The sequence below is a fragment of the Streptomyces sp. NPDC050610 genome (assembly GCF_040654875.1).
Taxonomy (GTDB): domain Bacteria; phylum Actinomycetota; class Actinomycetes; order Streptomycetales; family Streptomycetaceae; genus Streptomyces.
Map to the genome: position 1 here is coordinate 163,486 of NZ_JBFAIV010000001.1, position 23,554 is coordinate 187,039.

Below are 23,554 nucleotides of genomic sequence, written 5' to 3' on the forward strand. Positions count from 1 at the left end.
CCCCGCCATTCAGCGACGGCCCACGACCGGCGGCGCCGCACCCATCCACACCAGCCACACCCCGAGCGGCGACACCACGCCCGTACGCCCCACCGAATCCCAACCGGCTGCTCCCTCGACAAAGCCCGCCACCGACAACCGCATCGGGGACACCGTCCAGCGTTCGGCGACGAGCGGCGGCCCCGCGCCCATACGCGCCACCGGCCCCCAGGCCGCGCCGCCCGCGACGGGCCCCACCATCCAGCGGCGGCCCACCACCGGCAGCGCCGCACCCATCCACACCAGCAACACCACGGCAAACAGCGGCACCACGGACCCCGCCACCCCGGCCGTACAGCGCCGGTCGGCCGCGCCCGACGACGCCTCGCCGCCCGTACGCACCGGCCCGACCCCGGGCAGCGACGCCGCGCCCTCAGCCCCCGCCCCCTCCGCCACCACCACCCCGGCCCAGCCCGGCCCCGCCGTGCAGCGGCGGCCCGTGGCCGGCGACTCGGCGCCCCTGCGCGCCGTGGACACGAGCGGCCCCGCCGACACCGATGCCGGCCGCGCCCCGGCCGAGGCGGTGCAGCGGTCGGCGCGCGGCACTGGCCCGGCCCCCGCGCCCGTACGCGCCAGGCCCGTCGTCCAGCGGCGCGCGACCACTGGAGCCCCCGGCAACCGGCTGACGTCCGCGCACGGCGTCGGTGCGGTCGGCCGCGCGCTCCAGCCGGCGGGTCCCGCGGCCGGCCCGCAGCCCGTCAGGCCCGTACAGCGCACGGCGCCCGCGCCCGGCCCCGCCGCCGCCGACCCCCCGGCGGACACCGCGCAGGCAGCCGCGCCGCTCATCCAGCGCAGCGCCGACCCCACATCCGGCGCCCTGGCCAAGAGCCTCGGGCTGGCGCAAGCGGCCGCGCCGCTCGTCCAGCGCCGGACCGACCCCACCGTCAGCGCCCCGGCGGCCCCCCGCTCCCTCGGTGCGGGCACGGTCCCGGCCCCCGAGCAGCAGTCCGCGCCCGTCGTCCCCCTCCGGAGGCCCGTCGCGCCCGCCGCCATGCCCGCGCCCGTACAGCGGCGCACCGCCGAGATCCCGGTGTCCGCGCCGGCCCCGGCGCCCGCTCCCGAGCCGGCGCCCGTTCAGCCGCCGCCGGAGCCGCCCGCCCAGCAGCGGGCCGCCGCTCCGCCACCGTCCCGAACGGCGCCCCGGGCCGCCGAGCAGTCGGCGTCCGCGTCGGCGTCCGCGTCCGCATCGGTGTCGGCGGCCGCGGCCACGGGCTCCAAGCCGAGGCCGGCCACCGCCGCCAGTCCCGCCGAGCTCGACGATCTGGCGCGCCGGCTCATAGCGCCGCTGTCCCGGCTGCTGCGAGCCGAACTGCGCGGGGACCGTGAGCGCGTCGGGCGGCTGCGCGACCACGGGCGCTGAGCGCGACGGCACCACCTCGACACCGGCCCCCACCCCGTACCACTAGCGAGAGAACCCACGCATGCCGAACACCCAGGATCCCGGTTCAACCGTCTTCTTCAAGCTGACCATCGACGGTCAGGACCTCGGGCTGTTCAACGGCTGCGAGGGGCTCGCCTCCGAGGTCGAGGTGGAGCAGCGGCAGGAGGGCGGCAACAACGGCTTCGTCTGGCAGCTGCCGTCCCGCGTGACGTTCTCCACGATCCGGCTCACGCGCCCGCTGACCCACGAGACCTCGCGGGTGGCCGCCTGGATCTCGTCGATCGCCACCGGCATCAGCCGGCCGACGGCGCAGATCGCGGCGCTCCGCGCGAACGGTTCGATCGTCGCGCAGTGGGGGCTGGTGGAGGTGCTGCCGGTGCGCTGGCAGGGTCCGAGTCTCAATCCGGAGAGTCCGAGCGTGGCGACCGAAACTCTGGAGATCGCCCATCACGGTTTCACTGACGCGGGAGGTGCCTGATGGCCGCGCCGACCGGCGGCAAGGCGGGAGCGAGCCTGGTACGGGCGTCGCTCGCGATCCATCAGCCGCCCACCGACCTTGGCGGGTCGATGGGCGGGAGGATCGGAGAAGTGGAGTTCCAGTTCAACCCGACGCAGCTCCAGATGGGGCGCGAGGCGGAGTGGCAGACGCGGCAGGCGGTGGCGTACATGCGCGGCGCGCCGCCGAAGTTCACCGGCACCCGGCCCGCGACGCTCCAGCTTGAGGTGTTCCTGGACGCGTCCGGCACCCCGAAGTCGGGGAAGGTGCAGAAGCAGGTCGAACTGCTGCTGTCCTGCTGCGAGGTGACGTCGCAGAGCTCGCAGTCCAAGCGGCCGTCGCCGCCGTGGGTGCGGTTCTCGTGGGGGTCGTTCAACACGGTGCAGTTCATCGCGTACGTGACGTCCGTCAACGCGAACTACACCCTGTTCAACCCGACCGGCGAGCCGATCCGCGCGACGTGCACGCTGTCGCTCACCGAGGTGGCCATGTCCACCAAGGGGCAGAACCCGACGTCCGGCGCGCTCTCCGCGCGCCGCATCACCCGCACCGTGGCGGGCGACTCGCTGGCCTCCCTGGCCTGGCGGGAGTACGGGGACGCGACGCGCTGGCGAGTGATCGCCGAGGCGAACGGCATCGACGACCCGATGCGGCTGCGCCCCGGCACCGAACTGCTGCTACCGGCCGCCGACGAGGTACGCGCGCCGGACCTGGCCGAGGAGGGCTGATGAGCGAGAAGACCTTCACCACCGTCCTCCACGCGGAGATCGGCGGGGCGGTGCTGATCGACAAACTGGCGGCCCACCTCATCGAGGGCTGGGTGGACGCGAGCGTCAACGTGCCGTCCGCGTTCCAGCTGACGTTCGACGACTCGGGCAGCGACATCCTGAAGAAGTTCCCGCAGATCAAGGTGGGCGCGGAGGCGAAGCTCAGCCCGTTCACGGACGGCAGGCGCGGCGACCCGATGCTGACCGGCGAGGTCACCGCGCTGGAGGCGGACGTCGACGCGGGCGGCAAGTCGCTGGTGGTGCGCGGCTACGACCTCGGGCACCGGCTGCTGCGCAACCGCCGTGTCGAGGGGTACCCGAACATGACGGCCGGGGACATCGTCAAGCGCCTCGCCGGCAAGAACGGCCTGACCATCGGCAAGGTCGACCCGACGCCCACGGTGTACGAGCTGGCGACCCAGCCCAACATCACCGACTGGGACTTCCTCTCCCGGCTCGCCGTGGAGAACGACGTCCACCTCTACTTCGACCAGTACGGCAAGCTCCATTTCACCGACCTGCCGTCGGCCTCCGGCGCGCCCTCCGACACCACCCCGGCCGCGCAGTCCCCGTACGTGCTCGAATTCGGCCACAACACCACCCAGGCGCGGGTGTCCGTCACCGCCGCCGGGCAGGTCAAGCGGGCCTCCGCGCGCGGCTGGGACATGACCGCCAAGCGCTCGCTGTACGCCGACTCCGCGGCCACGAAGAGCGAGGACATCCTCGCGGACATCACACCGGGGAAGGTGTCGTCGCCGTTCGGATCGTCCGAACTGACCGAGACGCAGACCCCGTACACCAAGTCGGGGCAGGTCAAGCACGCCGCGAAGGCGCTCGCCGACGACGTCGCGAACTCCTTCGCGGAGCTGGAGGTCGCGATCACCGGCAACCCCGAGATGCGGCCGGGCCACCCGGTCGCGCTCAAGGGCGCCGGGTTCCCCTTCGAAGGGAAGTACACGGCGACCGGCGTCCGCCATGTCTTCGAGTCGGGGCGGCCGTTCACCACCTGGCTGCATGTCTCGGCGCGCCAGTTCCGTTCGCTGTACGGGCTGGCCTCGGGCGGCTCGGAGGAGGCGCCGGCCATGCCGGGCGTGGTCGTGGCGCTGGTCAGCAACGCCAAGGACCCGCTGAAGCTGAACCGGGTGAAGCTGACCTTCCCGTGGCTCTCGGACACGTACGAGAGCGACTGGTGCCGGGTCGCGCAGTTCGGCGGGGTCAAGGGCGGCGGGCTGCTGATGCCCGAGGTCGAGGACGAGGTGCTGGTCGCCTTCGACCGGGGCTCGCTGGAGCACCCGTACGTCATCGCGGGGCTGTACAACGGGAAGGACAAGCCGACCCCCGACCCGGACGGCATCGCCCCGGTCGACGGGCTCAGCGGCAAGGTCAACTGGCGCAGCCTGACCTCCCGTTCCGGGCACACGCTGGAGCTGGTGGACGCCAAGTCGAAGATGAAGAGCGGCATCCGGCTCCAGACGGGCAACGGCAGGCTCGCCGTGCACCTCGACGAGATCCGGACGAGCGTGAGCATCCTGGCCGACGGCAGCGTGCACATCAGGGGCACCGGCAACGTCGGCATCACGGCCGGCGGCAATCTGTCGCTGAAGGCCGGGGGAGCGATCAGCATCACCGCCGGGGCCGCGGTGGACATCAAGGCGGGGATGAAGTTCGGCGTCACCGCGGGGGCCGAGGCGGACATCAACGCGGAGGGCGCCGTGAACATCGACGCGGGCGCCGCGGTGGAGATCCAGGCAGGTCTCACGGCCGGGATGAAGGCCGGCGGACCGGTGACGCTCACCTCGCCCGCGATCGTGGGTATGGAGACGCCGGTGGTGGTCGTCAACGACATCCCGCTGCCGATCTGATCCATCCGATCCATCCGATCTGCCCGACCCGTCTGATCCATCTGTCCCGTCCGACCCGTCCGACCCGTCCGACCCATCTGATCCGTCTGATCCGGAGGAAGAAATCCGAGTCCATGTCCGAGACTGAGCGCCGACCCGAGACTGAGTGCCTATCCGAGCCTGAGGGGGCCACGGCAGATGAGTGAGCAATTCGTCGGTGCGGGCTGGGCGTTCCCGATGCGCACGGATGTCTCCGGCGGCATCGCGCTCGTCCGCCGCGAGCGCGAGATCGAGGAGTCCATGCGGCTCGTCCTGGCCACCGCGCCGGGCGAGCGGCCGATGCGGCCCGAATTCGGGTGCGCGGTGCACGACATGGTCTTCGCGCCGGTCAACGAGGCGACGGCCGGCCGTATCCGGTACGAGGTGAGGCTGTCGCTGGACCGGTGGGAGCCGCGCATCGAGGTGCTGGACGTGCTGGTGAGCCCGGCGCCGGACGACCCGTCCGTGCTGTACATCGACGTGCAGTACGCGGTGCGCGGCACCAACAACCCGCGCTCCCTCGTCTTCCCCTTCTACGTGATCCCGTCCAGCGAAAGCGACGTCTGATGGCCCTGCCCGCCCCCCACCTCGACGACCGGCGCTTCCAGCAGTTCGTCGACGACGCCAAGCGCTACATCCAGCAGCGCTGCCCCGAGTGGACCGACCACAACGTCTCGGACCCCGGCGTCACGCTCATCGAGGCCGTCGCGCACATGGCGGACCAGGTCGTCTACCGGCTCAACCGGGTGCCGGAGAAGAACCACCTCGCCTTCCTCGACCTGCTGGGCGTCAACCTCTTCCCGCCCGCCGCGGCCCGCGCCGACGTCACGTTCTGGCTCTCCGCACCGCAGGACGAGCCCGTCGTGCTGCCCACCGGCACGGAGGTGGCGACCAGCCGCACCGAGTCCGAGGAGGCGGTGGCCTTCGCGACGGAGAACGATCTGACGATCGTGCCGTGCGAGCTGGAGACCGTACTGCGGCAGGCGGCCGGCTCCTCGCCCGAGGACCGCAGCCATGACATCTTCGGCGGCGACGACGTGCCGGTCTTCGGCGAGACGCCGCAGCCCGGCGACATGCTGCTGTTCGGGCTGTCGGCGGCCGTGCCGCGGTGCGTCGCGGTGCTGAACCTCGACAGCCGGGTGGACGGCGTCGGCGTCGACCCCCGGCAGCCGCCGCTGTGCTGGGAGGCGTGGACGGCCGACGGCTGGATCGAGTGCGAGGTCGACGAGGACTCCACCGGCGGCCTCAACCGGCCCGGCGAGGTCGTGCTGCACATCCCCTCCGGCCATCTGCTCTCCCGCGTCGGCCGCCGCGAGGCGGGCTGGCTGCGCTGCCGGGTGACGGAGGCCGCGCCGGGCCAGCCGTTCTACAGCGCCTCGCCGACCGTACGGGCCGCGTCCGCGTTCACCATCGGCGGCACGACGATGGCCGCCCACGCCGAGGTCGTGCAGGACGAGTCGCTGGGCGAGTCCTCGGGCGTGCCGGGGCAGCGGCTGCGGCTCGCCAACGCGCCCGTCGTCGGCGACCACCCGCCGGTGCTGCTGGAGGTCTCGGACGGCGAGGGCTGGCAGGGCTGGGAGGTCGTCGGCGACTTCGCGCGCTCGGGCCCCGAGGACCGCCACCTCACCCTGGACGCGGCCACCGGGGAGATCGCCTTCGGCCCGTCCGTACGCCAGGCGGACGGCGAGATGCACCAGTTCGGCGCCGTGCCCGCCAAGGGCGCGATGATCCGCGCCACCCGCTACCGCACCGGCGGCGGGCGCGGCGGCAACGTGGCGCGCGGCGCGATCCAGGTACTGCGCAGCTCCATCCCGTACATCGCGCGCGTCGTGAACCGCGAGGCCGCGCGCGGCGGCGTCGACGGCGAGACGGTCGACGAGGCGAAGGTACGGGCCCCGATCGCGCTGCGCGCCCAGGAACGGGCCGTCACGGCGCGGGACTACGAGGAGCTGGCGCGCCGCGCCGCGCCCGAGACCGCCCGTATCGCGTGCCTCGCGGCGGACCAGCACGACCACGGCGACAACGCGGTACGGGTCCTCGTCGTCCCGCAGGCCGTCTCCGACCGGGGCGGCCGGCTCCGCTTCGAGCAGCTGGTGCCCGGCGACGAACTGCTCGGCCGCGTCACCGAGTTCCTCGACGAGCGCCGCCCGCTGGGCACCCGGCTCTCCGTCGGCCCGCCCTTCTACCAGGGCGTCACGGTCGTCGCCACGCTGCACTCCTTCCGCGCCGCGCAGGCCGAGCGGGTACGGGCCGAGGCGCTCGACGCGCTCTACGACTACCTCGACCCGCTGACCGGCGGCGCGCACGGCGAGGGCTGGCCGTTCGGGCGTCCGCTGCGCTCCGGCGAGATCTTCGCGGCGCTCCAGCGGGTGCCCGGCGTGGAGCTGGTGGACGAGGTGCTGCTGCACCCCGCCGACCCGCTGACCGGGCGGCGCGGCGACGCCACGGACCGCATAGAGCTGGCGCCGTCGGCGCTGCTGTTCCCCTTCGACCACCGCGTCCGCGTGATTGAGGCCCGGTAACCGCGATGACGACACCGATCGAGGCGGTACCGCCGCCCGCCTGCCGGGGAACGGTCGACGGGCTCGGCACCCCGCACCCGCTCGGCGACCGGCTCCCCGGCATCTACGCCGAGGACGACTTCGCGCTGCGCTTCGTCGAGGGCCTGGACGTGGTGCTGGCGCCGCTGTTCAACGTGCTGGACTGCCTGGAGGCGTACTTCATGCCGTCCCTGGCGCCGGACGACTTCATCGACTGGCTGACGACCTGGGTGGGCGCGGAGCTGGACGGCACGGAGCCGGTGCCGCTGCGCCGCCACGCGGTGGCGACGGCCGTGTCCCTGCACCGGGTGCGGGGCACCTACCAGGGGCTGTCCGACGCCGTGCGGCTGGCGTTCGGCGTACGGCCAGAGATCGCGGAGAGCGGCGGCGCCACATGGTCGGCGCGCCCCCTCGGCGCGTTCCCGGGCGACCCCGAACCGTATCTGCGGGTGACGCTGCACGTCCCGGACCCCGCGGCGGTCGACGCCCACCGGTTGCAGGCCATCGTCTCCGCGGCCCGGCCCGCACATCTCCCTTTCACAGCCGAGGTAGCCTCAGCCCCCGCTCCCCTGGAAGGAACCGACCATGTCTGACGCTCCCGCCGCCACCTGCCCGGACTGCGGTACCCCGGCGCGCCAGGAGGGCCAGTCCTTCTGCGACTCCTGCGGCGGCTTCCTCCGCTGGGACTCCTCCCCGGCCACGTCGCGGGACGACGACTCGTCCGCGAAGAACACGCCCGAGGTGGACACGACCCCGCCCCCGAGGTCGGCCCCGGCCCCGAAGGACGGCGGCACCATCCAGGGCGGGCGGCCGGCCCCGGCGGACGGCCCGGCCAGGGGCCAGGCCGCCGGGCCGTCCGCCGGGCGGACGTCCGGGGAGGCCGGCGGCGGTACGGACGCGGGGCCGGGAGCGGGCTCCGGCCCGCAGGGCGGTCCGCACGGCTCGCACCCCGCGCCGGCTCCCCACCCGCGCTCCGCTCCGGCCCCGGGCCCGTACACCGAGCAGCAGGCGCCCGGCCCGGCCGGCCGGCCCGCTTCCGCGCCGCTGCCCCCCGCGGGGCCCATGCCGGGCGAAGCCGCACCCGGCGCTGCGCCCGCGCAGCACGGTTACCAGGAGCCCGACACCGAATCCACCGTGCCGCTGCCCCCGGCGCCCGGCGACCGGCGCGCGCGGCGGGGCGCCGACGACGACTGGCCCCTCGCGCAGAACTCCGCCGAGCCCGCCGCGCAGAGCCCCGCAGAACCAGCCGAACCCGCCGAACCCACGGAGCCGACGCAGCCCACCCCCACCGCGCCGCCCGCGCAGCCCGGCGCCGACTGGGAGCCGCACCGCCCCGCGGAGCCCCCGAACCGGTCCGACACCGCGATCCGCGCGCTGCTGGTGCCCGTACCGGAGGCCACGCCGCCGGCCGCCCCGCCGGAGGCGCCCGGCTCGGTGCTGCCCGGCCGGCCCGAGACGCAGCGGCCCCGGGTCCGTACGCCGGGCGTGCCCATGGCCGACTTCGGGGACCCCTGCCGGTACTGCGGCACCGTGAACCCGCCGCGGCGGCACTTCTGCCGGCAGTGCGCCAGCCCGCTGTCCGACGAGCGGGATGCGATCGCCGAGGGCCCGTACGCCGGTCAGCGCCCGCGGCTGCACCGCGAGCACGGCCGCTGGGTCACCCGCATCCTCCTCACGCTGCTGCTGGTCGGCGTGATCGTCGGCGGCGTCTTCGGCGGCCCGCCCGCCGCCCGCGCCATTCAGGACCACTTCGCCAAGCGGGTGCCCGTGCACCCCACGTCGTGGGCGGACAAGCACCACTCGTCCAAGCACGAACCGGAGCAGGCCGGCGACGGCTACTCCAACACCTGGTGGGGCACCGGGTACGCGGGCGACTCGGCGGGCCAGTGGATCGAGGCGCGGTTCCAGCAGCCCACCGACCTGCTGGCGATGCTGGTCACGCCGGGCTCCTCGGCCCGTTCGGCGCAGTCCGCGGACGAGGCCCGCCCGATGGACTTCGACCTGATCGTGACGGACTCCGCGGGCAAGACGCACACCTCGCACCACACCCTCAACGACGGCGGCGTGCAGAAGGTCGACGTACGGGTGCGCAACGCGGTGACCGCGCGGTTCGTCATCCGCTCCGCGTACGGCACGGGCAAGGACAAGCAGGTGGCCATCGCCGAGCTGGAGTTCTACCGCCGCGCGACGAACTCGAACTGAGCACGCGAAGAGGGCCCCTGAACCGCGAGGTTCAGGGGCCCTTCTCCGTCTCCGCGGCGACTACTTCACTTCAGCGGCGGCTTGCGCAGCGACAGGTGCAGCTCCTTGAGCCGCGACTCCTCCACCTCGCTCGGCGCGCCCATCAGCAGGTCCTGAGCGTTGCCGTTGAGCGGGAACGCGATGGTCTCGCGGATGTTGGGCTCGTCCGCCAGCAGCATCACGATGCGGTCGACGCCCGGGGCGATGCCGCCGTGCGGCGGGGCGCCGAACTTGAAGGCGCGGAGCATGCCGCCGAACTCGTGCTCCACGGTGTCCTTGTCGTACCCGGCGATCGCGAACGCCTTGTACATGACCTCGGGCTCGTGGTTGCGGATCGCGCCGGAGGACAGCTCGACGCCGTTGCAGACGATGTCGTACTGCCAGGCGAGGATGTCGAGCGGGTCCTTGGTCTCCAGCGCCTCCAGGCCGCCCTGCGGCATGGAGAACGGGTTGTGCGAGAACTCGATCTTCCCGGTGTCCTCGTCCTTCTCGAACATCGGGAAGTCGACGATCCAGCAGAACCGGAACTCGCCCTCGACGAAGTGGCCGGTGCGCTTGGCCGCCTCGACGCGGACCGCGCCCATGATCTTGGAGACCTCGTCGAACTCGCCGGCGCCGAAGAAGATCGCGTGGCCGGGCTTCGCGTCCAGGGCCTCGACCAGCGACTTCACGTCGTCCTCGGTGAGGAACTTGGCGATCGGGCCGGTCAGCGTGTTCTCCTCGCCCACGCGGACCCAGGCCAGGCCCTTCGCGCCCTGCTGGACGGCGAAGTCACCCATCTGGTCGAAGAACTTCCGCGGCTGCTCCGCGGTGTCCGGCACGGCCAGCGCCCGTACGTGCTTGTCGGCGAAGGCCTTGAAGCCGGAGCCGGCGAAGACCGACGACACGTCGACCAGCTCCAGCTCGGCGCGGAGGTCCGGCTTGTCGGAGCCGTACTTCAGCATCGACTCGCGGAACGGGATGCGCGGGAACGGCGAGGTGACCGTGCGGCCGCCGCCGAACTCGGTGAACAGCTCCGTCATGAGCTGCTCGATCGGCCCGAAGACGTCCTCCTGCTCGACGAAGCTCATCTCCACGTCGAGCTGGTAGAACTCGCCCGGCGAGCGGTCGGCGCGGGCGTCCTCGTCGCGGAAGCAGGGCGCGATCTGGAAGTAGCGGTCGAAGCCCGCGATCATCAGCAGCTGCTTGAACTGCTGCGGGGCCTGCGGCAGCGCGTAGAACCTGCCCGCGTGCAGCCGGGAGGGGACCAGGAAGTCGCGGGCGCCCTCGGGGGACGTCGCGGACAGGATCGGGGTCGCCATCTCGTTGAAGCCCAGCGCGGTCATCTTGTGCCGGATCGCGGAGATCACGGCGGTGCGCAGCATGAGGTTGCGGTGCATGCGCTCGCGGCGCAGGTCGAGGAAGCGGTATTCGAGCCGCTTCTCCTCGTTGACCCCGTCCTCGGCGTTGATGGTGAAGGGGATCTGCTCGGCGGCGCCCAGCACCTCGACGGCGGTGACCTCGACCTCGACCTCGCCGGTCGGCAGGTCGGGGTTGACGTTGTCCGCGCCGCGCGCGCTGACCCGGCCGTCGACGCGGACGACGGACTCCTTGGTCAGCGAGGCCAGCGCCTCGTTGGCGGGGGTGCCGGGGCGGGCGACGAGCTGCACGAGGCCGTAGTGGTCGCGCAGATCGATGAAGAGGATGCCGCCCAGATCACGACGATTGTGCAGCCAGCCGCTCAGCCGGACGTCGGTGTCGACGTCAGCCGCACGGAGCTCGCCGCAGGTGTGGGACCGGTACCGATGCATCGTTCATCCAAGTCGTCTGATCGGGGGCGGGTGGCCGGCGGATGGCCGGGGGCGGGGGCCTGAGGTCGTCCAGTACAGGCCAGTGTGCAAGCCTACCGTTACGCCCCTCGCTGGTATCCCTGACTTAAGTCCACATAAAGTGGGGCAATGCGCACCGAGGATGTCCTGGCCGCCGTCGCGACCGGCCTGTGGCGCTGGAACAACGTCACGGGCCTCGTGACCTTCGACGCGGAGGCCGCCCGGCTGATGGGGCTGCCCGCCGAGCCCGTGGAGGTGGCCGAGTCCGCCGCGCGCGCCCGCTTCCACCCCGTCGACTGGGTCGAGGTCCAGGGCATCGTCAGCCTCGCCGTCGCCGAGGGCACCCTCGCCGAGGCCCGGCTGCGCGTCGTCGACCACGAGGGCCGGGTGCTGCGCACCGTGCGCAGCCGCACCAAACCGGTCGCCGTCGACGGCTCGTACGAGCTCGTCGGCACCCTGGCGGAGGTCCCCGAGCCGCAGCCCGGCACCTCCGCCGCCCGCGCCCCCGTCACCGGCGACTGGCGGCGCAACCGCGAGGCGTTCCTGCTCGACGCGGGCCGGGCGCTCGCCGAGGCGCGGTCCACGGCCGAGGTGCTGCGGGTCGCGGCCGGGCTGTCCATGCCGGGGTTCGAGCCGGCCGGGCTGGCCGTCTTCGGCATCGACGGCGACCGGATACGGGTCATCGGCCACCACGGGCACCGGCAGGGCGAGGAGGAGCCCTTCCTGGACATGCCGCTGGCCACGGACTACCCGGCCGCCGAGGTCATCCGGACCGGCCGGGCGATCTACCTGCCCGAGCCCGACGAGTACCGCCGCCGCTTCCCCACCACCTGGCCGCTGGCCGAGAAGTTCGACCGCCGCTCCTGGGCCTTCCTGCCGCTGATCAACGCGGGCCGCACCATCGGCGCCTGGATGGCCGGCTTCTCCATACCGGTCACCTTCAGCCCCGACGAGCGCTCCGTGCTGACCACGGTCGCCCGGATGCTCGCCCAGGCCCTCTCGCGCGCCAGCGTCCACGAGTCGGAGCGGGAGCTGACCGACGGGCTCCAGCGCTCGATGATGCCGACCGTGCAGCCGGACATCCCCGGCATGGCGGTGGCGGCCCGCTATGTGCCGACCGGCGGCGGGCTGGAGGTCGGCGGCGACTGGTACGACATGATCACGCTGCCGTCCGGGAAGATCGCCCTGGTCATCGGGGACGTGCAGGGCCACGACGTACGGGCCGCCGGGCTGATGGGGCAGCTGCGGATCGCGCTGCGCGCCTACGCCTCCGAGGGCCACCACCCCGACGCGGTCCTCTCCCGCGCCTCCCGCTTCCTGGCCGGCATCAACGACCTCGACCAGACGGCCGACCCGCGCTTCGCCACCTGCCTCTACATCGAGGTCGACCCCGGCACCGGCCTCCTCGACATCGCCCGCGCCGGCCACCCGGACCCGGCGATCCGGCTGGTCGACGGCACCATGCTGGTACGGGCCACCGCGGGCGGCCTGCCGCTGGGCATCGACCCGGACACCGACTACCCCACCACCCGGATCGTCCTCGAACCCGGCGAGACGATGATGGTCTGCACCGACGGCCTCATCGAGACCGGCGGCCACGACCTGGAGACCGGCTGGAACCGGCTCCGCTCCATCATCGAGGGCCACGACCTGTGGGAGGCCGAGGGCTCCGGCGGCCTGGAGACCCTCGCCGACGCGCTCGTACAGGCCGTGCACGGCCCCTCCTCGCACCACACCACCGGGCCGCTCGTGGACCGCCGCGAGGACGACATCGCGGTGCTGCTGCTGTGCCGCGAGGGCGGCAGCTGCGGCGTCGGCTCGTACGGCCAGACGCCCGCGCCCGTCCGCCGCACCGTCCTGACCGTGGCCCAGGCCGAGCCCGAGCGCATCGCGGCGGCCCGCCAGCAGCTGCGCGACCTGATGCACGACTGGGCGGACGAGGACCAGGTCGACTCGGCCGTCCTGATGGTCTCCGAGATGGTCACCAACGTCCTGGTGCACACCGACGGGGACGCGCTCCTCGTCGCCGAGATCACCGGTGAGCACGCCCGGCGCCGCATCCACGTCGAGGTCGCGGACGCCAGCGACGACATGCCGCACCTGCGCCAGCCGGGCGAGATGGCCTCCTCCGGGCGCGGGCTGGTGCTGATGGAGCTGCTCGCCGAGACGTGGGGGGTGGACCCGCGGGGCGAGGGGAAGTCGATCTGGTTCGAGCTCTACGAGGGCTCGTCGGCCCCCGCGGCCCCCTCCGTGGAACCCGCCGCGTAGCGCTCCCGCAGCTCGGAGACGACGCCGAAGGCCGCGGCCGTCAGCGGCACGGCCAGCAGCATCCCGACGATCCCGGCGACGCTCGCGCCCGCCGTGATCGCCACCATCACCACGGCGGGGTGCATCTGCACCGTGCGACTCTGGATCACCGGCTGGAGCACATGCCCCTCCAGCACCTGTACGGCGAGGACGACGCCGAGCGCCCACAGGGCGATCACGAACCCCCGGTCCGCGAGGGCGACGAGGACGGCCACCGCGCCGGAGATGAACGCGCCCAGGTACGGGATGTACGCGCCCACGAACACCAGCGCCCCCAGCCCCACCGCCCCCGGCACCCCCAGGATCAGCAGCCCGACGGTGATGCAGACCGCGTCGATCAGCGCGATGACGGTCGTCCCCCGCATGAACCCCTCGACCGCCCGGAACGCGCGCCGCGCGATGGCCTCCAACTGCGGACCGCTGGACCCCGGCGCCATCGACCGCAGGGTCGCCGCCGCCCGGTCCGAGTCCCGCAGGAAGAAGAAGGTCAGCAGCAGCGCGAGCACGGCCGCGGCGGCAGCCTGGCCCACCACGCTGATCCCGGACAGCAGCCCGGAGGCGGCGGTGCCGCCGAACTTCCCGAGCCAGTCCTTGGCGTTCGACGCCATGTCGTCGAGGGAGGTGCCGGCGGTGCCGAAGTGATCCGACAGCGAACGCGACGCGTCCTTCAAGGACGCCACGATCTCGTCGCCGGTGTCGATGAGCGCGCTGACGACGATGTACCCGGCGCCGCCGACCACGGCGACGAGCGCCGCGCAGGTCACCCCCGCGGCCAGCGACTTCTGCACCTTCATGGCCACCAGCCGCCGGTACAGCGGCCCGAGCAGCCCGGCCCCCAGCACCGCCAGCAGCACGGGCGTCACGGCGGCCTTCAACTGCACGCACAACCACACCCCGACCGCCCCCACCGCGGCCAGGAGCAGCACCACCACACTCCACGCCGCCACCCGCCGCGCCGCCTCGGGCAACAACGCCCGCCCGGCCTCCACCTCGTTCTCCACCACCTCACCGGATCATGGGGGCGGCGGGGCGGCGCGCTGGGCGGGGCAGGCGGGTGACGGAGCGTCATATGCCGTACGCGAATGACACCTCCGAACACTCCATCGAACAATCGGCCTGACCAGCCCACTCATACGAGTGATCACACGCCGAACGCCGGGATTAGACGTTTAAACGGTCCTACCGTCCGCTCATGGTCAACTCCTCGCACGAGGCCTCGCACCGGATCTTCCAGGACCGGCCCGAACTCGTGACCCCGGTCTTCCGCATCCTGGGCGTGCCCCTGGCCGCGAAGGTCTCCATCGACGTACTCACCGGCGACGTCACCGAGATCCGTCCGCTGGAGCGACGAGTCGACAGCGTGCTGCGCGTCGAACCGTCCGACGGCGGCGCGTTCCTGCTGGCCATCGAGGCCCAGGGCCGCCGCGACCCGGACAAGGCGGCGAGCTGGACGTACTACCTGGCGTATCTACGGGCGAAGTACGGCATCCCCGCCCTGCTACTGGTCATCTGCCAGGACCGGGCCACGGCCCGCTGGGCGACCGGCCCCTTCCGCACCGGGGTAGAAGGCTGGACCGCCCTCAGCACCCACCCACTGGTCATCGGCCCCGACAACATCCCCGTCATCACCAGCCCCACCGAAGCCGCCCGCAACCTCGACATGGCCGCCTTCTCCGCCATGACCCACGCAAAAGCCCCGGACGCCACGGCCATACTGGAAGCACTCGCGAACGCCCTGGGAACGGCCGAGTCGGCGACTCTGCAGTACTACACGGAAATGCTGGAGATCGGCCTGGGTGACACCCCGGCAAGAGACATTTGGAGGAACCTGATGCGCTTGGACCCCAATGCCCCCGGCACCTACTTCCCCGGCCGCGGCACTCTCATCGAGGAGACCTACCTGAAGGGGGAGGCCAACGGAGAGGTCAAGGGAAAAGCTCAGGCAATTCTGCAACTCCTGGCGGCCCGTGACGTCTCCGTCCCCGAGCCCGCCCGGGAACGCATCACCACCTGCACCGACCTCGACACCCTGAACCACTGGTTCAACCGCGCCGTCACAGCCACCGACGCCGAGGAACTGTTCGCCGACGCGGACGTCGAACTCGGGCAGTAGCCGCCGCTCCTCACCCCAGCCGCCTGGCCACCCCGGCGAGACAACATGGAGGAACCTGATGCGCTTGGCCCCCGACGCCCCCGGCACCTACTTCCCCGGCCGCGGCACTCTCGTCGAGGAGACCTACCTGAAGGGGAAAGCCAAAGGATGGGCCCAGTCGATTCTGCGGCTACTGGAGGGCCGCGGCGTCCCCGTCTCCGAGTCCGTCCGCGAACGCATCACCAACTGCACCGACCTCGACACCCTGAACCACTGGTTCAACCGCGCCGTCACAGCCACCGACGCCGAGGAACTGTTCGCCGAAGAGGAGGACCAGCCCTCGCCGTGACCGCGCGGCGTGGCCTCATACAGCGGAGGGCGGGCTCCCCGAGGCAGGGGGCCCGCCCTCCGCTGTCGTGCTCGCCGCGAGGCGCTGGGCGCTGGGCGTCACGACTCGTCGGCCGGCACCGTCCCCAGCCGCCCCGCCTGGAAGTCGTCGAAGGCCTGGGCGAGTTCGGCGTGGGTGTTCATGACGAACGGGCCGTAGTGCATCATCGGCTCGCGGATCGGGCGGCCGCCCAGGAGGACGACCTCGAAGTTGGGGCTGCGGGACTCCTGTGTCGCGTCGGCCTTGATGGTGATCGAGTCGCCGTTGCCGAAGACCACCGACTGCCCCATCCGGAACGGCCGACCCTCCGCGCCCGCGGTGCCGCGGCCGGCGAGGCCGTACGCGAGGGCGTTGAAGTCGGGGCGCCACGGCAGCGTCAGCTCCGCGCCCGGATTGATGGACACGTGCATCATCGTGATCGGCGTGTGCGTGATGCCCGGCCCGGCGTGCCCGTCGATGTCACCCGCGATCAGGCGCAGCAGCGCCCCGCCGTCGGCCGAGGTGAGCAGCCTGACCTGGCCGCCGCCGATGTCCTGGTAGCGGGGCGCCATCATCTTGTCGCTCTTGGGCAGGTTGACCCACAGCTGGAGGCCGTGGAAGAGCCCGCCGCTCATGACGAGCGACTCCGGCGGCGTCTCGATGTGCAGCAGTCCGGACCCGGCGGTCATCCACTGGGTGTCGCCGTCGTTGATGGTGCCGCCGCCGCCGTGCGAGTCCCGGTGGATGAAGGTGCCGTCCATGATGTACGTGACGGTCTCGAAGCCGCGGTGCGGGTGCCAGGGGGTGCCCTTGGGCTCTCCGGGCGCGTACTCCACCTCGCCCATCTGGTCCATCATGATGAACGGGTCGAGGTACTTGTAGTTGATCCCCGCGAAGGCCCGGCGCACCGGGAAGCCTTCGCCTTCGAAGCCGCTGGGCGCGGTGGCGACGTGCAGCACCGGTCGCTGCTCGGCGGCCGCCGGCGCGGCCACGCGCGGCAGGGTCAACGGGTTCTCCACGGTCACTGCTGGCATGACGGGCCTCCTCGGCTCTTGCCCCCAATTTAGTTGAACAGTGAACATCCAGCAAGGCGGCAGAAATTCCCCGCGGAGCGCGAGGAGGGAGCGAGAGGGGTCCGGACCGCGCGAAAAGGCCCGCCGCTTCACGCGGCGGGCCCTCATAAAAGGCGGAAGAGCAGGACTTATCCGTACATGCGGCGCATCGCGAAGTCGACCATCTGCTCCACCGCCTTCGCGTCGAACACCATCCGGTGGTCGCCCTCCATGTCGAGGACGAAGCCGTACCCGGTCGGCAGCAGGTCGATCACCTCGGCGCCGGTGATCACGAAGTACTTGGACTCCTTCCCGGCGTACCGCCGCAGCTCCTTGAGCGAGGTGAACATCGGGATGACCGGCTGCTGGGTGTTGTGCAGCGCGAGGAAGCCCGGATTGTCACCGCGCGGGCAGTAGATCTTGGACGTCGAGAAGATGCCCTGGAAGTCCTCGGCCGACATCGAGCCGGTCGTGAAGGCGCGCACCGCGTCCGCGAGGGACGGCGGCGACGGCTCGGGGTAGAGCGGCTGCCCGCCGTAGCCGCCGGGCTGCTGCGGCGGCGGCGCGGCGTACCCCTGCCCCGCGCCCGCGTTCTGGTCGTAGCCGTACATGCCTACGAGCGTACCGAGCGTGCTGGGTCACAGTTGGCCCTTTGGGGGTTGCCTGTTATTACCCACGGGTAGCATCATGGTGGTTACCGATTGGTATGCATAAGAGATCACTGTCTCCCGAGCCTTACGGAGCCGTCGCCATGGGGCATTACAAGTCGAATCTCCGCGACATCGAGTTCAACCTCTTCGAGGTCCTCGGCCGCGACAAGCTGTACGGCACCGGCCCGTTCGCGGAGACGGACGTCGACACCGCCAAGAGCATCCTCTCCGAGATCGCCCGTCTCGCCGAGAACGAGCTGGCCGATTCCTTCACCGAAGCCGACCGGAACCCGCCGGTCTTCGACCCGGAGACCAGCACCGCGCCGGTTCCCGAGAGCTTCAAGAAGAGCTACCAGGCGTACATGGACGCCGAGTGGTGGCGGCTCGGCATCCCGGAGGAGATCGGCGGCACCACCTCGCCCCGCTCCCTGCTGTGGGCCTTCGCCGAGACCGTCCTCGGCGCCAACCCCGCCATCTGGATGTACGCCTCCGGCCCCGCCTTCGCCGGCGTCCTGCACGAGGAGGGCACCGAGGAGCAGCACGCCGTCGCGCAGCGCATGGTCGACCGCCAGTGGGGCTCCACCATGGTGCTCACCGAGCCCGACGCGGGTTCCGACGTCGGCGCGGGCCGCACGAAGGCCGTCCAGCAGGACGACGGCTCCTGGCACATCGAGGGCGTCAAGCGCTTCATCACCTCGGGCGAGCACGACATGTCCGAGAACATCATCCACTTCGTCCTCGCCCGCCCCGAGGGCCACGGCCCCGGCACCAAGGGCCTCTCCCTCTTCATCGTGCCGAAGTACGACTTCGACTGGGAGAGCGGCGAGCTCGGCGAGCGCAACGGCGTCTACGCGACCAACGTCGAGCACAAGATGGGCCTCAAGGCGTCCAACACCTGCGAGCTGACGTTCGGCGCCAACGGCCCCGCCAAGGGCTGGCTGCTCGGCGAGAAGCACGACGGCATCCGCCAGATGTTCAAGATCATCGAGTTCGCGCGGATGATGGTCGGCACGAAGGCCATCGCCACCCTCTCCACCGGCTACCTCAACGCCCTGGAGTACGCCAAGGACCGCGTCCAGGGCCCCGACCTCGCCGCCTTCACCGACAAGTCCGCGCCGCGCGTCACCATCACCCACCACCCCGACGTGCGCCGCTCGCTCATGACGCAGAAGGCGTACGCCGAGGGCATGCGCGCCCTGGTGCTCTACACCGCGTCCGTACAGGACGACATCATCCTCCGGGAGGCCGCCGGCGAGGAGGCCGAGGCCAAGGCCGCGCACCGGCTCAACGACCTGCTGCTCCCCATCGTCAAGGGCTACGGCTCCGAGAAGTCGTACGAACAGCTCGCGCAGTCCCTCCAGACCTTCGGCGGCTCCGGGTACCTCCAGGAGTACCCGATCGAGCAGTACATCCGGGACGCCAAGATCGACACCCTCTACGAGGGCACCACCGCCATCCAGGGCCAGGACTTCTTCTTCCGGAAGATCGTCCGCGACCAGGGCCAGGCGCTGACCGCCCTCTCCGAGGAGATCAAGAAGTTCCTCGCCGAGGCCGCCGGCGGCGAGGACCTCGCGCCCGCCCGCGACGAGCTCGCCAAGGCCGCCGTCGACCTGGAGGCGATCGTCGGCGCGATGCTGACCGACCTCGCCGCCACCGAGCAGGACGTCAAGTCCATCTACAAGGTCGGCCTCAACACCACCCGGCTGCTGCTCGCCTCCGGCGACGTCGTCATCGGCTACCTGCTGCTCAAGGGCGCCGCCGTGGCCGCCGGCAAGATCACGGACGCCAACGCCAAGTCCTCCAAGGACGCGGCGTTCTACGCGGGCAAGGTCGCCGCCGCGAAGTTCTTCGCGCACAACGTCCTGCCGAACGTCTCCGTCGCCCGCTCGCTGGCCGAGTCCGTGGACCAGTCCCTGATGGAGCTGGACGAGAGCTCTTTCTGAGCCCTCCGCCCGGCCGTCCGGCCGTCCCGGGCCTCCGCCGAGCCGCGGTGCGCTCTCCCCGATCACGTTCTGAATACTTTCCGAGCGCTCGGTGAGCCACCGCGGCAGCCATGGTGGAGGCCACGGCGGCAAGGCTCGTACGAGCCGCACAGCGAGCCGCACAGCGAGCCGCACAACGGGCCGGTGAACGGGCCGGTGAACGGACCTCCGGTCCGAAAACCGACGGCAGTCCCCGCGGGCGGGGTCCGATTCCCTCACAGAGGGGACCGGACCCCGTCCGTTCTCCAGTTCTGATCCTTATCCTGAGGCCATGAGCTCTGCGCACCGCTTCGACCGCGGCCACACCGACGACATGATGTCCTTCCTCGCCGCGAGCCCGTCGCCGTACCACGCGGTGGCGAACGCGGCCGCACGGCTGGAGAAGGCCGGATTCCGCCAGGTCTCCGAGACCGAATCGTGGACCCCGCCCGCCGGCGCGGCCGGGTCCGACGAGACGGCCGGCGGCAAGTACGTACTCAGAGGCGGCGCGATCATCGCCTGGTACGTGCCGCGCGGCGCGACCCCGGCCACCCCGTACCGCATCGTCGGGGCCCATACGGACTCCCCCAACCTGCGCGTCAAACCCATCCCCGACACCGGCGCGCACGGCTGGCGGCAGGTCGCCGTCGAGGTCTACGGCGGCGCGCTGCTCAACACCTGGCTCGACCGCGACCTCGGCCTCTCCGGCCGGCTCTCGCTGCGCGACGGCACCACCCGGCTCGTCAACGTGGACCGCCCGCTGCTGCGCGTGCCGCAGCTCGCCGTCCACCTCGACCGGTCCGTGCACACCGAGGGCCTCAAGCTCGACAAGCAGCGCCACATGACGCCGATTTGGGGCCTCGGCGACGCCCGCGAGGGCGACCTGATCTCCTTCGTCGCCAACGAGGCGGGCGTGCCGGCCGCCGACGTCACCGGCTGGGACCTGATGGCCCACAGCGTCGAGCCCCCCGCCTACCTCGGCCGCGACCGCGAGCTCGTCGCCGGGCCCCGGATGGACAACCTGCTGTCCGTACACGCCGGGACGGCCGCTCTCGCGGCGGTGGCCGGCGCCGCGGCGGCCGGCGGCGACCTCCCGTACATCCCGGTGCTCGCCGCCTTCGACCACGAGGAGAACGGCAGCCAGGCCGACACCGGCGCCGACGGCCCGCTCCTCGGCAACGTCCTGGAACGCTCCGTGTTCGCCCGCGGCGGCGGCTACGAGGACAAGGCCCGCGCCTTCGCCGGCACCGTCTGCCTCTCCTCCGACACCGGCCACGCCGTGCACCCCAACTACGCGGAGCGCCACGAGCCGGGCCACCACCCGCTGCCCAACGGCGGCCCCATCCTCAAGGTCAACGTCAACCAGCGCTACGCCACGGACGGCAGCGGCCGGGCCGCCTTCGCCGCCGCGTGCGAGCGCGCCGACGTACCCTGGCAGAGCTTCGTCTCCATCAACTCGATGCCCTGCGGCACGACCATCGGCCCCATCACCGCCGCCCGGCACGGCATCACCACCATCGACATCGGCGCCGCGATCCTCTCCATGCACTCCGCCCGCGAACTGTGCGGCGCGGACGACCCACACCTGCTCGCCTCCGCGCTGAGCGCCTTCCTGGAGGGCTGATTTGGAGTTCTCACTGCTGGGCCCGGTCGCCGTCTCCACCCAGTCCGGTGAGCTGCCGCTGGGTCCGGCCAAACGCCGCAGCGTGCTCGCCATGCTGCTGCTGCGCCCCAACACCACCGTATCCGTCGAGCAGTTGACAAGTTCCGTATGGGAGGACGAACCGCCCGAGCACGCCCGTACGGTCATCCAGGGCCATGTCTCCAAGCTCCGCGCCACGCTGGCCGACGGCGGCGCGGACGCCTACGGCATCGAGCTGACCACCCGCGGCTCGGCGTATCTGCTGCGGCTCCCCGAGGAGTTGATCGACACCTACCGGTTCAGCGAACTGGTCAACCTGGCGCGCCCCGAGGAGGCCCCGGACGACGCCGTGTCGCTGCTGCGCGAGGCGCTGTCCCTGTGGCGGGGCCCCGCGCTCTCCGGCACCGTCTCCAGCCCCCCGCTGGCGGCCGCCGCGCACGCCCTGGAGGAGCGCCGGCTGACCGGCGTGGAGGCCCTGGCCGCCGCCCACGGCGCCCTGGGCGACCACAGCCGGGCCGCCGCGACGCTGCACTCGGCCGCCGTCACCCACCCGCTGCGCGAGGGCCTGATCGCCGCCCTCATGCAGTCGCTCTACCGGGCGGGCCGCCAGTCCGACGCCATCGACTGGTACCACCGCACCCGCCGGCTCCTCTCCGACGACCTGGGCGTCGACCCCGGGGAGCAGCTCCGGTCCTCGTACGAGCAGATCCTGCGGGCGGGCGGCCCGTCCGCTCCGGCCCCCGCCCAGAAGCAGCAGCCCCGTACCCGCCCGGCCGCCGGCGCACCCGCCGGGGGCGGCGGGTCCGCGCAGGGTACGGGCGGGCAGCCGGCCCGCAGGCTCGCGCCCGCCGCCGACCCCCGGATCGCGGCGAGCACGGGCCGCCCGCCGCAGGCGGCCCCGCCCGGCGCGACGGCCCGCGACCCCCGGGAGGCGGGCGGTACGGGCTACGGGCGGGCCCTCGCCGAACAGCCGGCCTACGGCGCGAACCAGGCGCAGGGCCAGCAGGGCTACGGACCGGAGCAGGGCCACCAGGGCTACGGACCGGAACAAGGCCACCAGGGCTACGGACCGGAGCAGGGCCAGGGACAGGGCTACGGCCCCGGCTACGGCGGCCCCTCCGCCCCCACGGCCTCTGCCACCGCCCCCGCCGCCGCCGCCGCCGAAGGCCGAGACGCGCCCGTAGCGCCGCGCCTGCTGCCGCGCCCGCCGGCCGGGTTCCTCGGCCGCGGGGACGAGCTGGCGGAGATCACCCGGCTGGCGCTGCCCGGCGCGGCCACCGGGGCGCCGCTGCCGCCGGACGCGGACAGCACCGTGGTGCTCGTCACCGGCCCCGCCGGGGTCGGCAAGACGGCCTGCACGGTGCGCTGGGGCCACACCCACGACGCGCACTTCCCCGACGGGCTGCTCTTCGCGGACCTGCGCGGGTTCGGGGAGAGCGACGAGGCGGCGCCGATCGAGGTGCTGAGCGAGTTCCTGCTGGCGCTCGGCACCCCGCCGGAGCGCATCCCCACCTCGCCGCAGGCGGCGGCCGCGCTCTACCGCTCGCTCGCGGCGAACCGCAGGCTGCTCGTCATCCTCGACAACGCGCGCGGCTCCGCGCAGGTGCGGCCGCTGCTCCCGGCGGGCCCCGGCTGCACCACCCTGGTCACCAGCCGCAGCAGGCTGGACGGCCTGGTCGCCACGGACTCCGCCCGGCCCGTACGGCTGCATCCGCTCGCGCCCGAGGACGGCGTGGCGCTGCTCGGCGCGCTGCTCGGTCCGGAGCGGGTCGCCGAGGACCCGGACGCGGCGCACGAGCTGGCGGCCCTGTGCGACGGGCTGCCGCTGGCCCTGCGCGCGGCGGCGGCCCAGCTCACGGCCCGCCCCCGGTGGCGGCTGGCGCGCCTCGCCACGGCGCTGCGCGACGAACGCCGGCGCCTCGCCCTGCTGTCCGCCGAGGACACGGGCGTCGCGGCGGCGCTGCGTACGTCCGTGGCCCGGCTCTCGGCGGACGACGCCCGGCTGCTGCGCTCGCTCGGCACGAGCTTCACGCGGGTCGTGGACGCCTCGGCGGTGGCGGCGCTCGACGGCGCCGACCCCGACGTGACGCGGGACGGGCTGGACCGGCTGGCGGAGATGCATCTGATCGACGAGGAGGCCACCAACCGCTACGTGATGAGCGATCTGGTGAAGCTCTTCGCCCAGCGCAAGGAGAAGAAGGAAGAGGAAAAGGAAGAGAAAAAAGAGCTCTGACCTGGAGCTTGAGGGGTCGTTAGCGGTGCATTAGCGCAGCGGCAACGATGCGGAAGCGCCCCCGGCCAGGATTGGTGTCACACCGAGAGAACGACACC

17 protein-coding genes and 1 pseudogene are annotated in these 23,554 nt (G+C 72.5%); 14 read left to right on the top strand and 4 right to left on the bottom strand.

What is annotated here, in order from left to right:
* The 8 genes and pseudogenes from AB0I22_RS00765 to AB0I22_RS00800 all read left to right on the top strand — a co-directional run.
* A pseudogene (locus AB0I22_RS00765) lies at nucleotides 1-1,399 on the top strand (hypothetical protein); the annotation flags it as partial.
* 61 nt (nucleotides 1,400-1,460) lie between these two features.
* A complete protein-coding gene (locus AB0I22_RS00770; protein WP_363128419.1) occupies nucleotides 1,461-1,898 on the top strand; it encodes a phage tail protein in 438 nt (145 codons plus the stop codon).
* The gene (locus tag AB0I22_RS00775) at nucleotides 1,898-2,644 is read left to right on the top strand and encodes a LysM peptidoglycan-binding domain-containing protein (RefSeq protein ID WP_363128420.1); all 747 of its coding nucleotides are present in this window, start codon (nucleotides 1,898-1,900) and stop codon (nucleotides 2,642-2,644) included. Before AB0I22_RS00770 ends, AB0I22_RS00775 begins: the two co-directional genes overlap by 1 nt.
* On the top strand, nucleotides 2,644-4,545 hold the full coding sequence (locus AB0I22_RS00780; protein ID WP_363128421.1) for a VgrG-related protein: 1,902 nt from the start codon (nucleotides 2,644-2,646) through the stop codon (nucleotides 4,543-4,545). The genes AB0I22_RS00775 and AB0I22_RS00780 overlap by 1 nt, the downstream gene beginning before the upstream one ends.
* 177 nt (nucleotides 4,546-4,722) lie before the next feature.
* On the top strand, nucleotides 4,723-5,130 hold the full coding sequence (locus tag AB0I22_RS00785) for a GPW/gp25 family protein (RefSeq protein WP_363128422.1): 408 nt from the start codon (nucleotides 4,723-4,725) through the stop codon (nucleotides 5,128-5,130).
* The gene (locus AB0I22_RS00790) at nucleotides 5,130-7,085 is read left to right on the top strand and encodes a putative baseplate assembly protein (RefSeq protein ID WP_363128423.1); all 1,956 of its coding nucleotides are present in this window, start codon (nucleotides 5,130-5,132) and stop codon (nucleotides 7,083-7,085) included. The genes AB0I22_RS00785 and AB0I22_RS00790 overlap by 1 nt, the downstream gene beginning before the upstream one ends.
* A gap of 5 nt (nucleotides 7,086-7,090) precedes the next feature.
* Complete coding sequence (locus tag AB0I22_RS00795) at nucleotides 7,091-7,696, top strand: phage tail protein (RefSeq protein ID WP_363128424.1); 606 nt, start codon at nucleotides 7,091-7,093, stop codon at nucleotides 7,694-7,696.
* Nucleotides 7,689-9,305, top strand: coding sequence for a hypothetical protein (locus tag AB0I22_RS00800; protein WP_363128425.1), 1,617 nt, complete (start codon nucleotides 7,689-7,691; stop codon nucleotides 9,303-9,305). The genes AB0I22_RS00795 and AB0I22_RS00800 overlap by 8 nt, the downstream gene beginning before the upstream one ends.
* A gap of 65 nt (nucleotides 9,306-9,370) precedes the next feature.
* Here the strand turns inward: AB0I22_RS00800 and aspS are convergent, their stop codons facing one another.
* Nucleotides 9,371-11,134 (bottom strand): aspartate--tRNA ligase, encoded by a 1,764-nt coding sequence (gene aspS, locus AB0I22_RS00805; RefSeq protein ID WP_363128426.1) that lies wholly within the window; start codon nucleotides 11,132-11,134, stop codon nucleotides 9,371-9,373.
* Nucleotides 11,135-11,281: 147 nt separating this feature from the next.
* Between aspS and AB0I22_RS00810 the strand changes: the two genes are divergently transcribed.
* On the top strand, nucleotides 11,282-13,420 hold the full coding sequence (locus tag AB0I22_RS00810; protein WP_363128427.1) for a SpoIIE family protein phosphatase: 2,139 nt from the start codon (nucleotides 11,282-11,284) through the stop codon (nucleotides 13,418-13,420).
* Here the strand turns inward: AB0I22_RS00810 and AB0I22_RS00815 are convergent.
* Entirely contained in the window at nucleotides 13,369-14,448 is a 1,080-nt protein-coding gene (locus tag AB0I22_RS00815; protein ID WP_363128696.1) for an AI-2E family transporter, read from the bottom strand. The two genes, AB0I22_RS00810 and AB0I22_RS00815, sit on opposite strands and share 52 nt — an antisense overlap.
* 203 nt (nucleotides 14,449-14,651) lie before the next feature.
* Between AB0I22_RS00815 and AB0I22_RS00820 the strand changes: the two genes are divergently transcribed.
* A complete protein-coding gene (locus AB0I22_RS00820) occupies nucleotides 14,652-15,572 on the top strand; it encodes a hypothetical protein (RefSeq protein WP_363128428.1) in 921 nt (306 codons plus the stop codon).
* Between the two features lie 58 nt (nucleotides 15,573-15,630).
* Nucleotides 15,631-15,900 (top strand): hypothetical protein, encoded by a 270-nt coding sequence (locus tag AB0I22_RS00825; RefSeq protein WP_363128429.1) that lies wholly within the window; start codon nucleotides 15,631-15,633, stop codon nucleotides 15,898-15,900.
* A gap of 98 nt (nucleotides 15,901-15,998) precedes the next feature.
* Here AB0I22_RS00825 and AB0I22_RS00830 read toward each other — a convergent pair whose 3' ends face one another.
* A complete protein-coding gene (locus tag AB0I22_RS00830) occupies nucleotides 15,999-16,952 on the bottom strand; it encodes a pirin family protein (RefSeq protein ID WP_363128430.1) in 954 nt (317 codons plus the stop codon).
* A gap of 167 nt (nucleotides 16,953-17,119) precedes the next feature.
* Nucleotides 17,120-17,581: an SseB family protein gene (locus AB0I22_RS00835; protein WP_363128431.1), complete on the bottom strand. Its 462-nt coding sequence runs from the start codon at nucleotides 17,579-17,581 to the stop codon at nucleotides 17,120-17,122.
* Between the two features lie 140 nt (nucleotides 17,582-17,721).
* Here AB0I22_RS00835 and AB0I22_RS00840 point away from each other — a divergent pair, with 140 nt between their 5' ends.
* The 3 genes from AB0I22_RS00840 (at nucleotide 17,722) to AB0I22_RS00850 (ending at nucleotide 23,456) form a co-directional block, all read left to right on the top strand.
* Nucleotides 17,722-19,563, top strand: a complete 1,842-nt coding sequence (locus AB0I22_RS00840; protein WP_363128432.1) for an acyl-CoA dehydrogenase — start codon at nucleotides 17,722-17,724, stop codon at nucleotides 19,561-19,563.
* Between the two features lie 310 nt (nucleotides 19,564-19,873).
* Complete coding sequence (locus AB0I22_RS00845) at nucleotides 19,874-21,205, top strand: M18 family aminopeptidase (RefSeq protein WP_363128433.1); 1,332 nt, start codon at nucleotides 19,874-19,876, stop codon at nucleotides 21,203-21,205.
* A gap of 1 nt (nucleotide 21,206) precedes the next feature.
* A complete protein-coding gene (locus AB0I22_RS00850) occupies nucleotides 21,207-23,456 on the top strand; it encodes a BTAD domain-containing putative transcriptional regulator (protein WP_363128434.1) in 2,250 nt (749 codons plus the stop codon).
* Nucleotides 23,457-23,554 lie beyond the last annotated feature (98 nt).